Source organism: Streptomyces sp. NPDC052052 (genome assembly GCF_040680455.1).
Classification (GTDB): Bacteria; Actinomycetota; Actinomycetes; order Streptomycetales; family Streptomycetaceae; genus Streptomyces.
Genome location: NZ_JBFAWU010000004.1, coordinates 69,429 through 82,370 on the forward strand (window position 1 = coordinate 69,429; position 12,942 = coordinate 82,370).

Below are 12,942 nucleotides of genomic sequence, written 5' to 3' on the forward strand. Positions count from 1 at the left end.
GAGCATTGAGCCTGTACAACTCAACTTGACTGCCGAAGGGGAGATCATGGCTATCGAGTCCAACGCGGTCACTCCGCTCGCCCTGCCTGTGCTGCCGCTCGACGACGAAGTCGTGCTGCCCGGGATGGTGGTGCCTCTGGATCTGTCCGACGCCGAAGTGCGCGCCGCCGTGGAAGCCGCGCAGGCCGCGGCCCGTGAGGGCGGCGGGAAGCCCGAGGTGCTCCTGGTGCCGCGGGTCGACGGGACGTACACCGGCACCGGTGTCCTCGGCGTCGTCGAGCAGGTCGGGCGGCTTTCGGACGGGGACCCGGGGGCGCTCATCCGCGGCCGTGACCGGGTGCGGATCGGAGCCGGGACCAGTGGACCGGGCGCCGCACTCTGGGTGGAGGGGACCCGGGTCGACCCGGTCGTCCCCGACCCGCTCCCCGGGGCCGCCGCCGAGCTGGTCAAGGAGTACAAGGCACTCGCCACCAGCTGGCTGAAGAAGCGCGGCGCCTGGCAGGTCGTGGACCGGGTCCAGCAGATCGACGACCTCTCCGCGCTCGCCGACAACTCCGGTTACTCCCCCTTCCTCACCACCGCCCAGAAGGTGCAGCTCCTGGAGACCGCGGACCCGGTCGCCCGGCTGAAGCTCGCCATCCAGTGGCTCGGCGAGCACCTCGCCGAGCAGGACGTCGCCGAGTCCATCGCGAAGGACGTGCAGGAAGGCGTGGACAAGCAGCAGCGCGAGTTCCTGCTGCGGCGCCAGCTCGAAGCCGTACGCAAGGAGCTCGCCGATCTCAACGGCGGCCCTGGTTCCGGCGCGGACGAGTCCGACGACTACCGGGCGCGCGTCGAGGCCGCCGACCTTCCCGAGCATGTCCGCGAGGCCGCGCTCAAGGAGGTCGACAAGCTGGAGCGCGCCTCCGACCAGAGCCCCGAGGGCTCCTGGATCAGAACCTGGCTCGACACCGTCCTCGAACTGCCGTGGACCGAACGGACCGAGGACGCGTACGACATCCGCGGGGCCCAGGAGGTGCTCGACGCCGAGCACGCCGGACTGCAGGACGTGAAGGAACGCATCACCGAGTACCTGGCGGTGCGCAAGCGGCGTTCCGATCGGGGGCTCGGTGTCGTCGGCGGGCGGCGCGGCGGTGCCGTGCTCGCGCTGGTCGGTCCTCCGGGCGTGGGCAAGACCTCGCTCGGTGAGTCCGTCGCGCACGCCATGGGGCGCAGGTTCGTCCGGGTCGCGCTCGGCGGTGTGCGGGACGAGGCGGAGATCCGCGGCCACCGGCGCACCTACGTCGGCGCGCTGCCCGGACGCATCGTCCGCGCCATCAAGGAGGCCGGTTCGATGAACCCGGTCGTCCTGCTCGACGAGATCGACAAGGTCGGCTCCGACTTCCGGGGCGACCCTGCCGCCGCCCTTCTCGAAGTCCTCGACCCGGCGCAGAACCACACCTTCCGCGACCACTACCTGGAGGTCGAACTCGACCTCAGCGACGTCGTCTTCCTGGCGACGGCCAATGTGCTCGAAGCCATTCCGGAGGCCCTGCTCGACCGGATGGAACTGGTCAGGCTCGACGGCTACACCGAGGACGAGAAGGTCGTCATCGCACGCGATCACCTGCTCCCGCGCCAGCTGGAGCGGGCCGGTCTGGAGAAGGCCGAGGTCGCGCTCGACGAGTCCGCGTTGCGCAAGCTGGCCGGCGAGTACACCCGGGAAGCGGGCGTACGCAACCTGGAGCGAGCGATCGCCCGGCTGCTCCGCAAGGTCGCGGCCCAGTACGAACTGGGCGACCGGGAGCTCCCGTTCACGGTCACCGAAGCGGATCTGCGCGGTCTGATCGGACGGCCGCACCACGTCCCGGAGTCCGCCCAGGACCCGGCCGAGCGCCGTACCGCGGTGCCGGGTGTGGCCACCGGGCTCGCGGTGACCGGGGCCGGCGGGGACGTGCTGTTCGTGGAGGCGTCACTGGCCGACCCGGAGACCGGGGCGTCCGGACTGACTCTCACCGGTCAACTGGGTGACGTCATGAAGGAGTCCGCGCAGATCGCGCTGAGTTTCCTGCGGTCGCACGGCGCGGAGCTGGAGCTGCCGGTCGCGGATCTGAAGGACCGCGGCGTGCACATCCACTTCCCGGCGGGAGCGGTCCCGAAGGACGGCCCGAGCGCCGGCATCACGATGACGACGGCGCTGGCCTCGCTGCTGTCCGGGCGGCTGGTCCGTACGGATGTGGCGATGACCGGTGAGGTCTCGCTGACCGGGCGGGTGCTCCCGATCGGTGGCCTGAAGCAGAAGCTGCTGGCCGCCCACCGGGCCGGGATCACCACCGTGGTGATCCCGAAGCGGAACGAGGCCGACCTGGACGACGTTCCGGCCGAGGTTCTGGACACACTGGAGGTCCACCCGGTGACGGATGTCCGCCAGGTGCTGGAGATCGCCCTCGCCCCGGCCTCCGCGGCCAGGCCCGAGGAGAGGATCCCGGCCGCGGCGTAGGTGCCACGGTGTGACGGGCGTGGCACCACGTGCGCGACCGGTACGGACGGCCCGCCTCCCGGCGACGGGTGGGTGGGCCGTTCGACGCGTACCGGCCGGGGCGCGCACCGTGTGCCGCGGCCGTGCGGGTCAGGGGCGGTAGATGGTTCCGGGGACCGGCTCGGCCGGTGCCATCAGCTGCGGGACCGTGACGAAGGTGTAGCCCTGCTTCTGGAGTGCGTCGATGATGCCCGGTACCGCGGGCACGGTGCCCGGGTAGATGTCGTGCAGCAGGATGACGCCGTCCCGGCTCGCCTGGTCCAAGATGCGCTTCCTGATCAGCGCCGAGTCGTTCGTGGAGTAGTCCTTGGCGGTGGCGCTCCACAGGATCTGGGACAGCCCGAGCTCCTTGCTGATCTCCGAGACGGTGTCGTCGGTGCGGCCCTGCGGCGGGCGCATCAGCCGCGGCTTCTGGCCGGTGATCTCTTCTATCGCGACCTGGGTCCGCTCCAGCTCGGACCGTATCTCGTCCGGCTTCTTGTCCGTCAGGATCTCGTGGGACCAGGTGTGGTTGGCCACCTCGTGCCCCTCGGCCGCGATCCTGCGCACTGTGTCCGGGTGCTTCAGGACGTGGTTCCTGCCCAGCAGGAAGAAGGTCGCGTGCACCTTCTTCTCCTTCAGGACGTCCAGCAGATGAGGGGTGTCCTTGCCCGGACCGGCGTCGAAGGTCAGCGCTATGCACTTCGCCTTGCGGCAGTCCACCGGGCCGAAGGAGCCCTTGGCGTCCGTGCCGGCGTCGGCCCTGGCGGAGGCCGGGGCGGTGGTCTGCAGGGAGCACCCACTCAGCGCCAGGGTGAGCACGGTCACAAGGGCGCCGGCCAACGCGGCGCCGGCCGACTTCGTCTTCAGGGACAACGCGGTCACTCCTCCAGGGCTGAACAGGGTTGAACAGGGCGCGCGGTGTGCGGCGGAGCAGGACTATACACACCGTCTATACATCCAGTTCATAGTGGCTCCCGGCCCGGGGGAGGGCGGCCGGGAGCGGCGAACAGGGCGGAGCCCCCGATGGCTGGGTGGGCCGTCGGGGGCTCTGCCGGGTGGAGCGTCGCGCGTGGGGGGAACGGGGAGGGATGCGCCGACGGCTCAGCCGGTGGCGAGGGCCTTCACGCGGTCGAGAGCGCCGTTGAAGTAGTCGTGGTCACCGACCGTGGCGCCGGACGAGGTGTACTGCCACATGGTGTAGTAGCTCCAGCCGGCCGGGAGAGTGCCGACCGCGGAGGCGTAGCGGGCCACCCACAGAGGGTTGGTGGAGCCGAAGGCGGAGCTGTTGCCGGTGCAGCTCGTCCACCAGCTGGTCGAGGTGTAGATGACCGCGTCGCGTCCGGTGAGCGACTTGTAGGTGGTGGTGAAGTCCTTGATCCAGGACACCATGCCCGATGCCGTCTTGCCGTAGCAGGAGTCGCCGTACGGGTTCCACTCGATGTCGAGCACGCCGGGCAGTGTCTTGCCGTCCCCGGACCAGCCGCCGCCGTTGTTCGCGAAGTAGGTGGCCTGGGTGGCGCCGCTCGTGGTGTCCGGCGTGGCGAAGTGGTACGAGCCCCGGATCATCCCGACGTTGTACGAGCCGTTGTACTGCTGCGTGAAGTAGGTGTTCTTGTAGTAGGTGCCCTCGGTGGCCTTGACGTAGGCCCACTTGATGCCGCTGCTCCAGAGCGTCGACCAGGCGACGTTGCCCTGGTAGCCGGCGACGTCGACACCTTCGGTCTGGGTGGCGCGGGTGCCGCGCGGCGTGCCGCTCTGGCCTTCGTTGGCGAGGACGCCCATGCCCATCGTGGCGGTGCCGCGCTCGGGCGTGGCCGCGTCGTCGGCGCTTGCCGCGCCGGGCAGGGTGAGGAGGAGGGAGAGGGCGGCGAGCAGGGTTCCGGCCGCGGCGAAGCGCGAACGGCGGGACGTTCCGGATCGGAATCTGAGCACGGGCATGTGAGTGCCTCCGGGGCCTCGGTGGGGGGACGTGCTGGTGCCAGGGGAACGCCGGGCGCGTACCCCTGTTGGCAGGTCATGGTGTGAACATGCCAGGCATGACGCTACGCACGTAGACCCCACTGCGGAAGAGGGCCTGGCAGCCGCCGTTGGTCTACGCCTGCGAAATACTGGCCAAGCTGCGGCGATGACCAGTGGTGAAAGAAATTTTCAGCGACAGGAAAGCTCATGAGGGGTGTTGACGTGCACGGGAGTGAAAGCGGGAGTGAACCCGGCGCGACCGGAGAAAGTGGTGTGGACCACGCATTCCTTTCCCTGGAACGGGAGTTGGCCGTCTTTCTGCGCAGGGCGCGGGCCAACTCCGGCGAGCTGGCGCGCGAGGTCCACCCCGAACTGGAGGCCGCCGCATACGGACTTCTCGTCCGTCTGGAGTCGGCCGGACCGCAGCGGGCCACCGATCTCGCCGCCTACTTCGGAGTCGGCAAGGCGACGATGAGCCGTCAACTGCGCGCCCTGGAGGGCCTCGGGTTGGTGGTACGCGAGCCCGATCCGGTGGATGGCCGGGCTTCCCTCGTCCAGCTCACCACCGAGGGCCTGGCCCGCTACCGCAGCGTCCGCGACGCCCGCCGGGACCGCTATGCGCGCAAACTGGCCGATTGGGACCGGGCCGAGGTGGCCGAACTGGCCCGGCTGCTGCACCACTTGAACGCTCGCGCCGAGCGCTGAGAGCAGCTAGTGCCGCGGCAGGCAATGTTTGCCCGTCAAGGAGCGGCGTCCGGTGCGTGCTCTCGGCGTGCCGGCCGGAAGTCCTCGTACTGGACGTACTTGGGCTTTCGTCCGGTGCGGCGAGAGGGCGTGCCGGGCGTCGCGACGGGGCGAACGTTGCCTGTTGCGGCACTGGGGTCCTCGCCGGTCCGGCGCCTGCCGTCCGGCCGCGACTCCCCGTCCGGCGGGTGCCGCCGGGCACCTCACAGGGCGGCGTGGATCGCCGTCGCGTCGTCGTGGGTCTTGCTGTGGCGCAGGTGCACGCGCTCCGTGTCCGCGTCCTCCAGTGCCCGGACGCGCGCGATGAGCCCCTCGGCGCCCTCCTTGCCGAGCACTCCGAAGCAGTCCGCCCAGTCGCCCGCGTGGAACATCTCGGTCCAGCGGGCCGCCCCGTCGGTCAGTGCGGCCAGCGCCCGCACCTCGCCGCGCGGGGTGTGCCCGGTGACCGCGCGATCCGCCACGGAGGGGTCGGCGGCGGCGGTGAAGAAGCCGCCCTCCTTGTTCCGCAACTGCGCATCGACGACCGCCTCACTGGCCAGCGAGCCCGGCGGCAGCCGGGCCAGCCGGTCGTCGAGGAGCGGGCGCACGGTGCCGTCGCGACCCTCGAACAGCAGGACCGAATCGGAGAGCACCAGGTGTTCGATCTCGCACTCGCCCCAACGTGCCATGACGACCGTCGCCTGAGGTGTGCGCACGTGAGAAAGGTCACACAGGGAGCGGTGCGCGTCAGCGGTGCGCCGGATGGACGCCGCCAGGATCTCCTGGAGGCTCAGATCCCGTCGAGAACCGGACAGTTCGATCAGTGAGCCGCCCAGCCGCGCGGTGAACCAGGGCACCGAATGCACACAACCGTCATCTCCGGACGGCGGCGTCACGCCATCGAGCAGGACCAGCGTCCCGCCCTGGCCAAAAGCGGGCAGAGCGGTGGCGGCCCAGTCCTCGTTCGGCCGGTCGGCGCGGCCGGCGACGGTGGCGAGATCGATGCGCATACAGCCAGTCTGCACGACGCTTTCACGAGCCCTGCACCGGCCTGTATTGGCCTGTACCAGCAGGTCAGACAGGTGGCTGGAGCGGAAGGGGAGGCTCCGAGAGGGGGTGCGGGCGGGCATCCTGCCAAAGCCCGGGCGGAAGTTCCAGCCGACGTTCCAACCGCCCGGGACACGCCCTCAGGATGACTTGTTCACCAACTCGGGAGTGATGTTCACTCGTTCAGGTGGCGGAGTGATTGATGCGCGCCCTCCCCTTGCAAGCACTGGAATGGTCGGAAGCCGTACCAGGGGACGGGCGCTCGTGCACATGTGACCGTGCGTCACCTCTGCTTCCAGGGCGGACGAGTCAAGAATGCGAGCACCGGTGCAGAAGAAGCGGCCTCGGAGCAAGGGCAGCAAGCACAGCGGTTCCGGGGAGACGTCCCTGGCATCCGCCGAGAGCGAGAGCCCCCGCCGCGCCGTGCGGGTACGCAGTCGGCTGGTCGCCGGTGTCGCGGTCGTCGGCGTCACCGTCATCGCCGCGGGCGCACCCGCGGTCCTCGGCGCATCCTCCGACCTGCACGAGTCCCAGCGGCTGGTCACCCTCGCCGAGCTGAACCAGCAGGCCATCGCGCTCGCCCACGCTCTCGCCGACGAGCGCGACGAGGTCACCGCCTCCCTCGCGGCCGGCCGTGACGAGGACGGCACCGCGAAGGAGGGCAAGGGCGACCCCGGCAGCCGGAGCGCCCGCGTCGACCAGCGTGTGGAAGAGATCAGGGCCGCGGCCCCCGTCGCACTGCGCCGTGACCTCTCCACCATCCCGTCCCTGCGCCGTGAAGCGCTCAGCGGCAAGGGCACCGCGTCGGCGGCCCATCAGGCGTACTCCGAGGTCATCGCCAAACTCCAGGCCGTCGCCGAGGACATCGCCGACAGGACCCCGCCGCGCGCCGCCGAGGCCACCCGCGCCCCCGTCGCCCTCGGCCGGGCCACCGAGCAGGCGTCCGCCACCCGCGGGCTGCTGATCGCGGCGCTCTCGGTGCCCCGCGAGGTCACGGTCCCGCAGACGGACCCGTTCACCGGACTGCCCGTGCAGACCCAGGGCGAGACCACCAGCAAGGACGCACGCACCCGTGACGAGCTGAGCACCGCCGCCCAGCAGGCCCGGGTCCGCGAGCTCTCCTCGCTCGCCGACTTCGACCAGACCGCGAACGCCGGCGCCCGCGACAGACTGTCGTCCGCCGTCACCGGTCCCGAGGTCGACCGCGCGGAGAAGTACCTCGCCTCCCTCGCGGACCGCCCCGAACTGTCGGAGACCGACCAGCAGGCCGACCGGAAGAAGGTCGAGGCGGCACTCTCCGCCCGGATCGACCGGATGCGGAGCGTCGAGTCCGCTCTCGGCACCGCGCAGGTCCAGCGCCTGGAGCAACTGCGCGACGACGACGTCACCGCGCTCGAACTGCGGGTCGCACTGCTCGGTGGCTGCCTGCTGCTCGCCGTCGCGGTCGCCACCGCCGTGGCCCGCACCCTCACCCAGCCGCTCGCCGTCCTGCGGATCGGTGCCGCCCGCCTCGCCGCGGAACCCGCCACCGCCGAACCGGTCCGCTACACCGGCCGCAACGACGAGTTCGCCCAGGTCGTCCGGTCGATGAACGCTCTGCACGGCAGGCTCCAGGAACTGCTCCTCGCGTTCGACGGCCGCTCCGACAGCCTGCAGACCGAGCACACCGAGCTGATCGCCGGGCGCGAGGAACTCGCCGCCCAGCGCGCCGAACTCCAGTCCCTGACAGCCGACCTGAGCGCCCAGCTGGAACGGCTGAAGAACACCGTCCACCACAGCTTCGTCAACCTTTCGCTGCGCAACCTCGGTCTCGTCGAGCGCCAGCTCGGTGTCATCGAAGGCCTGGAGGAGCGGGAGCACGAGCCGGAGCGGCTGGCCACTCTCTTCAAGCTCGACCACATGGCCACGGTCATGCGCCGCCACAGCGAGAACATGCTGGTCCTCGCGGGCGCCGAACACGGGCACGCCCACGCCGGCCCGATCCCGCTGGTCGACGTGTTGCGCGCGGCCGTCTCGGAGATCGAGCGGTACGAACGGGTGGCCATCCAGTCCCTGCCGCCGCATGCCCAGATCGCCGGGTTCGCCGCGGACGACCTCAGTCACCTCGTCGCCGAGCTGCTGGAGAACGCCACCTCCTTCTCACCGCCGGACTCCTCCGTACAGCTCTCCGGATGGCTGCTGGAGACGGGAGAGGTGATGCTCTCCATCCAGGACGAGGGCATCGGGATGTCGACCGTGCGGATGGGTGAACTCAACACCAGGCTCGGCGATCCCGCCCTCTTCGAGGCCGGCGAGCAGAGTGCGGACGGGGCCGGGCTCGGCCTCCAGGTCACCGCCCTGCTCGCCGCCCGCCACGGCGTACGGGTCGAGTTGCGCGAGCACAAGGGCACCGGCGTCACGGCAGTCGTCGTGCTGCCCCAGACGCTGCTGCCGAAGGCGCCGTCGGCCGCCACACCGCCGCCGGTGAAGGTCGCCGGGAACGCGCCCGCACTCAACCTGCCGGGGTCGGTCGCCGAGGCCAACTCCAACACGCTGCCCGGACGTACGCCCGGGCAGACCGGCGACCCGCTCATCGCCGCGGCCGAGCGGGCCATCCGCGAGTCCGGGGCCGCCGCCGAGCCAGGGCGCGAGACGGACGGCGCACCCGTTCCGGCCGCCGCCGAGACCCGGGCCGAAGTCACCATGCAGGTGCGGCTGCCGGTGGTCCCGGAGCCCGCGGAGGAGGCCCCCGGGAGCACGGCGCCCGACCCGTACGCCATCGGCCCGGACCGCCACGAGCGCACCCCCGACGAGTCCGCGGTGCCCGACCCGGCCCCGCGCCCCGCGCCCGACCCGGAGCCGTACACCGCGCCCGCCCCGGTCCCCGCGCCCGACCCGGAACCGCACCCCGCGCCCGACGCCACCGTGCCGTCCCCCCGGCAGCCGGAGCAGCCGGAGCGCCTCACGGACAAGGGGCTGCCCAAGCGCACCCCCAAGGTCGTCAAGGCCGGCACGGCGCCCGGCTCCGAGCGCAAGGGAACCCTGGACAAGGAGGCGTTGCGCCTCCGGCTCGGCGGCTTCCACCAGGGCGCGAGGGACGGTCGCCGGGACGTCGAGGCGGAGATCGCCGAACTCACGGCAGACCCGTCGTCGACCGGTGCCGCCGCGTACGCCGCAGCCACTGGACACGGCGGGCCGGCCGACCACAGCGACAGCCGAACAGATGAGACGGGGGACACAGTCGAGGAGGCACGCAGTTGACTGCGCCCAGCACATTCGGGCTGAGTACCGAGGCCCGGAACCTTCACTGGTTGCTGAGCAATCTGGTGGAGGAGGTGCCAGGGGTCCGCTCGGTCACCGTCGTCTCCTCCGACGGTCTGATGCTCCTCTCCTCCGACCCCGGACATCTGGTCTCTCCGAGTACCAGTGGGCAGGACGGCCCCAGAGGCTCCAGCGCAGACCTGGCGACCATCGTCTCCGGGCTCGGCAGCCTCACCCTCGGCGCTGCCCAGCTGATGGACGGCGGCGGTGTCAAACAGACCATGGTCGCCATGGACGAGGGCAGCGTCTTCGTCATGTCCATCAGCGACGGCTCGCTGCTCGGGGTGCACGCCACCCCGGACTGCGACATGAGCGTCATCGCCTACCACATGGCGCTGTTCGTCGGCCGGGCCGGACACGTACTCACCCCCGAACTCCGCAGTGAACTGCGCAAATCGATGGAGAGCGCCCAGTGAAGCCCGCTGCTGAACCCGCCCCCAGGCTGCCCGTCCGCGGGCTGGACCGAAGGCCCGCACGGGTCCGCCCGTACGCGCTCACCGGCGGCCGCACCCGCTTCGGGCACGTCCTGCTCGTCGAGACCTTCGTGGCCGCGCTGGAAGCGCCCGAGGAACGCCGCGAGCTGACCAACGGCAACCTGGGCACCCGGATCATGCCGGAGCTCCAGGCCATTGTCGAGATCTGCCGCCGGATGCGTACGGTCGCGGAGATCTCCGCCCTGTTGAAGATGCCGCTCGGTGTGGTCCGGGTGCTGCTCAGCGACCTGGCGGACCAGGGAAGGATCCGCGTGTACGGGACCGGTCACGGCACCGGACAGCCCGACCGCGCACTGCTCGAAAGGGTGCTCAATGGACTCCGTCGTCTCTGAGGCGCCGCTCTTCGCCCCGCGCCAGCCGGGGCCCAGGGACCAGGCCGAAGAATCGCTGCAGGCATGGCAGTTGGACCACACCAAGGCTCCCACCGCCGCCAAGATCGTGGTCGCCGGCGGCTTCGGTGTGGGCAAGACGACCTTCGTGGGATCGGTCTCCGAGATCACCCCGCTGAAGACCGAAGCGATGATGACCCGGGCCAGCGAGGAGACCGACGACCTCTCCGCGACGCCCGACAAGCTCACCACGACCGTCGCCATGGACTTCGGCCGGCTCACGCTCGACGACGACCTCGTGCTGTACGTGTTCGGCACCCCGGGCCAGCAGCGCTTCTGGTTCATGTGGGACGACCTCGTACGCGGTGCGATCGGTGCGGTCGTGCTCGCCGACACCCGGCGGCTCTCCGACTGTTTCCCGGCCCTCGACTACTTCGAGAGCTGCGGCCTGCCGTACATCGTCGCCGTCAACCACTTCGAGGGAACGACGGAGTTCGAGGCCGAGGACGTCCGGGAGGCCCTGTCGGTGCCGCCGCAGGTGCCTGTGGTGATCATGGACGCGCGCCGGAGGATCACCGTCGTCGAGTCGCTGCTGACCCTGGTCGGTCACGCCCTCGACGCCACCCCGGCATAGCGCCGTGACCGCCCTAGCTCGCACGCACACGTAACGGAGAGCCCCGATGCGGAAGATACTGATAGTCGGAGCCGGCCAGTCCGGTCTCCAGCTCGCCCTCGGACTGCAGTCCCGAGGGTACGAGGTCACCCTGATGTCCAACCGCACCGCCGACGAGATCCGCTCCGGCCGGGTCATGTCGACGCAGTGCATGTTCGACACGGCGCTCCAGTACGAGCGCGACTACCAGCTCAACTTCTGGGAGTCCCAGGCCCCGCGCATCGAGGGCCTCGGTGTATCGGTCGCCGCCCCCGACTCCTCCCGCGCCGTCGACTGGGTCGGAAAGCTGAACGGCTACGCCCAGTCCGTCGACCAGCGGGTCAAGATGGCCGGTTGGATGGAGACCTTCGCCCAGCGCGGCGGGCAGGTGGTCATCCACGGCGCCGCCGTTTCCGACCTGGACTACTTCTCCCGCACCTACGACCTGGTGCTGGTCTCCGCGGGCAAGGGCGAGCTGGTCTCCATGTTCGGCCGGGACGCGTCCCGTTCGCCGTTCGACGCCCCGCAGCGCGCCCTGGCCGTCTCCTACGTCCACGGCATGGGCCCGCGCCCCGAACACCCCGAGTTCGACGCGGTCCGCTGCAACCTGGTGCCCGGCGTCGGCGAGCTCTTCGTGATGCCGACCCTGACGATCTCCGGGCGCGCCGACATCCTGTTCTGGGAGGGCATCCCGGGCGGCCCGCTCGACGTGTTCCAGGGCATCAAGGACCCCTCCGAGCACCTCGCCAAGACGCTGGAGCTCATGGAGCGGTTCACGCCGTGGGAGTACGCCCGCGCCACCAAGGTCGAACTCACCGACGCCAACGGCACGTTGGCCGGGCGCTACGCCCCGACCGTGCGCAACCCGATCGGGCGGCTGCCCGGTGGTGGTCTGGTGCTCGGGGTGGCCGATGTCGTCGTCGCCAACGACCCGATCACCGGCCAGGGTTCCAACTCGGCCTCCAAGTGCGCCAACAGCTACCTGGACTCGATCATCGAGCACGGTGACCGGGAGTTCGACGCGGACTGGATGCAGGCCACGTTCGACCGTTACTGGGACACCGCACAGCATGCCGTGAAGTGGACCAACGCCATGCTCGGCGTACCGCCGGAGCACGTACTGAACCTGATCGGCGCCGCCGGTCAGCTCCAGCCGGTCGCCGACCGCTTCGCCAACGGCTTCGACGACCCGGCGGACTTCGAGAACTTCTTCTTCGACCCGGAGAAGACGAACGCGTACCTGGCTCAGGTCTCCGTGGCCGCATCAGTCGCCTGACCTGCGAAGCAGCGGTTGGCGTTGGTCAACGGTGGTGGTTGTGGGCCGTCCTCGGACGGCCCACAGACGGCCCGGAGGGAGAGCTCAGCCAGCAAGCGGCGGCGGCTCCTTCTCGCCTCCCTCAGGCACTCCCCGGCTGCGCCGGTCGCACGGCTAGAGCAAACATGCCGGATGCAAGCCGGTACCGCCGGCGGCTTAGGCAATCGGCTCGATCCACGATGGGTGGAATGGCAGGATGGCCACCCACACGAGTACGGCGCGGCCTAGCGGAGCACCCCTCGATGGCGGTGCACGCTTTCCAACTCTGCACGGCTCCGTTCGTCCTGGTTCACGGTCGTCCGTGGGCCGGGCCACCGGGTTGCTCGCAGGAGAGCTGAACGGCCGCGAACGGCTGCGGATGAGACTGCTGGACTGCCCGTAGACCCGCAGCTCGTTCGAGTTGGGGCTGAGGGCTGACACCCGCTTGAGGAGTTCAGGCGGGTGCAACCCTTGCTTGCTGCCATGCCGACGGCGCTGAGCAGTGCGCACCTCGGACGACAGTCTGGGGTGGCTCACGGCTGTAGACGTTGCCGTCAGAGGCTGCCGTCACGACCTCTTCGTCCCGAATGAGGTCGAGCTTCTGCTCGACCTGTCCTGATCGCCCTAGCAGCAGTTCAGAGGCT

General features: G+C 70.4%; 10 protein-coding genes. 7 read left to right on the forward strand and 3 right to left on the reverse strand.

Features of this window, described 5'->3' with window-relative positions; genetic code table 11:
* The first annotated feature begins 46 nt into the window (after positions 1-46).
* Entirely contained in the window at positions 47-2,479 is a 2,433-nt protein-coding gene (gene lon / locus AB0L71_RS06190; RefSeq protein ID WP_365238532.1) for an endopeptidase La, read from the forward strand.
* Between the two features lie 129 nt (positions 2,480-2,608).
* Here lon and AB0L71_RS06195 read toward each other — a convergent pair whose 3' ends face one another.
* Together AB0L71_RS06195 and AB0L71_RS06200 are read right to left on the reverse strand one after the other, a co-directional pair.
* Positions 2,609-3,373, reverse strand: a complete 765-nt coding sequence (locus tag AB0L71_RS06195) for a polysaccharide deacetylase family protein (RefSeq protein ID WP_365238535.1) — start codon at positions 3,371-3,373, stop codon at positions 2,609-2,611.
* Between the two features lie 228 nt (positions 3,374-3,601).
* Positions 3,602-4,438 (reverse strand): lysozyme, encoded by an 837-nt coding sequence (locus tag AB0L71_RS06200; RefSeq protein ID WP_365238537.1) that lies wholly within the window; start codon positions 4,436-4,438, stop codon positions 3,602-3,604.
* A 243-nt stretch (positions 4,439-4,681) separates the two neighbouring features.
* On the opposite strand from AB0L71_RS06200, the gene AB0L71_RS06205 reads away from it, so the two are divergent.
* The gene (locus AB0L71_RS06205) at positions 4,682-5,164 is read left to right on the forward strand and encodes a MarR family transcriptional regulator (protein ID WP_365239090.1); all 483 of its coding nucleotides are present in this window, start codon (positions 4,682-4,684) and stop codon (positions 5,162-5,164) included.
* Positions 5,165-5,406: 242 nt separating this feature from the next.
* Here the strand turns inward: AB0L71_RS06205 and AB0L71_RS06210 are convergent, their stop codons facing one another.
* Positions 5,407-6,192, reverse strand: coding sequence for a hypothetical protein (locus AB0L71_RS06210; protein ID WP_365238540.1), 786 nt, complete (start codon positions 6,190-6,192; stop codon positions 5,407-5,409).
* A 364-nt stretch (positions 6,193-6,556) separates the two neighbouring features.
* On the opposite strand from AB0L71_RS06210, the gene AB0L71_RS06215 reads away from it, so the two are divergent.
* Genes AB0L71_RS06215 through AB0L71_RS06235 form a run of 5 tightly spaced genes read left to right on the forward strand, consistent with a single transcriptional unit; the run spans position 6,557 to position 12,280 of the window.
* Complete coding sequence (locus AB0L71_RS06215) at positions 6,557-9,469, forward strand: nitrate- and nitrite sensing domain-containing protein (RefSeq protein ID WP_365239092.1); 2,913 nt, start codon at positions 6,557-6,559, stop codon at positions 9,467-9,469.
* Complete coding sequence (locus AB0L71_RS06220) at positions 9,466-9,945, forward strand: roadblock/LC7 domain-containing protein (protein ID WP_365238542.1); 480 nt, start codon at positions 9,466-9,468, stop codon at positions 9,943-9,945. The genes AB0L71_RS06215 and AB0L71_RS06220 overlap by 4 nt, the downstream gene beginning before the upstream one ends.
* Entirely contained in the window at positions 9,942-10,355 is a 414-nt protein-coding gene (locus tag AB0L71_RS06225) for a DUF742 domain-containing protein (protein WP_365238544.1), read from the forward strand. Before AB0L71_RS06220 ends, AB0L71_RS06225 begins: the two co-directional genes overlap by 4 nt.
* Positions 10,336-10,986, forward strand: coding sequence for an ATP/GTP-binding protein (locus AB0L71_RS06230; RefSeq protein WP_365238546.1), 651 nt, complete (start codon positions 10,336-10,338; stop codon positions 10,984-10,986). The genes AB0L71_RS06225 and AB0L71_RS06230 overlap by 20 nt, the downstream gene beginning before the upstream one ends.
* Before the next feature lie 46 nt (positions 10,987-11,032).
* A complete protein-coding gene (locus AB0L71_RS06235; RefSeq protein WP_365238548.1) occupies positions 11,033-12,280 on the forward strand; it encodes a styrene monooxygenase/indole monooxygenase family protein in 1,248 nt (415 codons plus the stop codon).
* Positions 12,281-12,942: the final 662 nt, after the last annotated feature.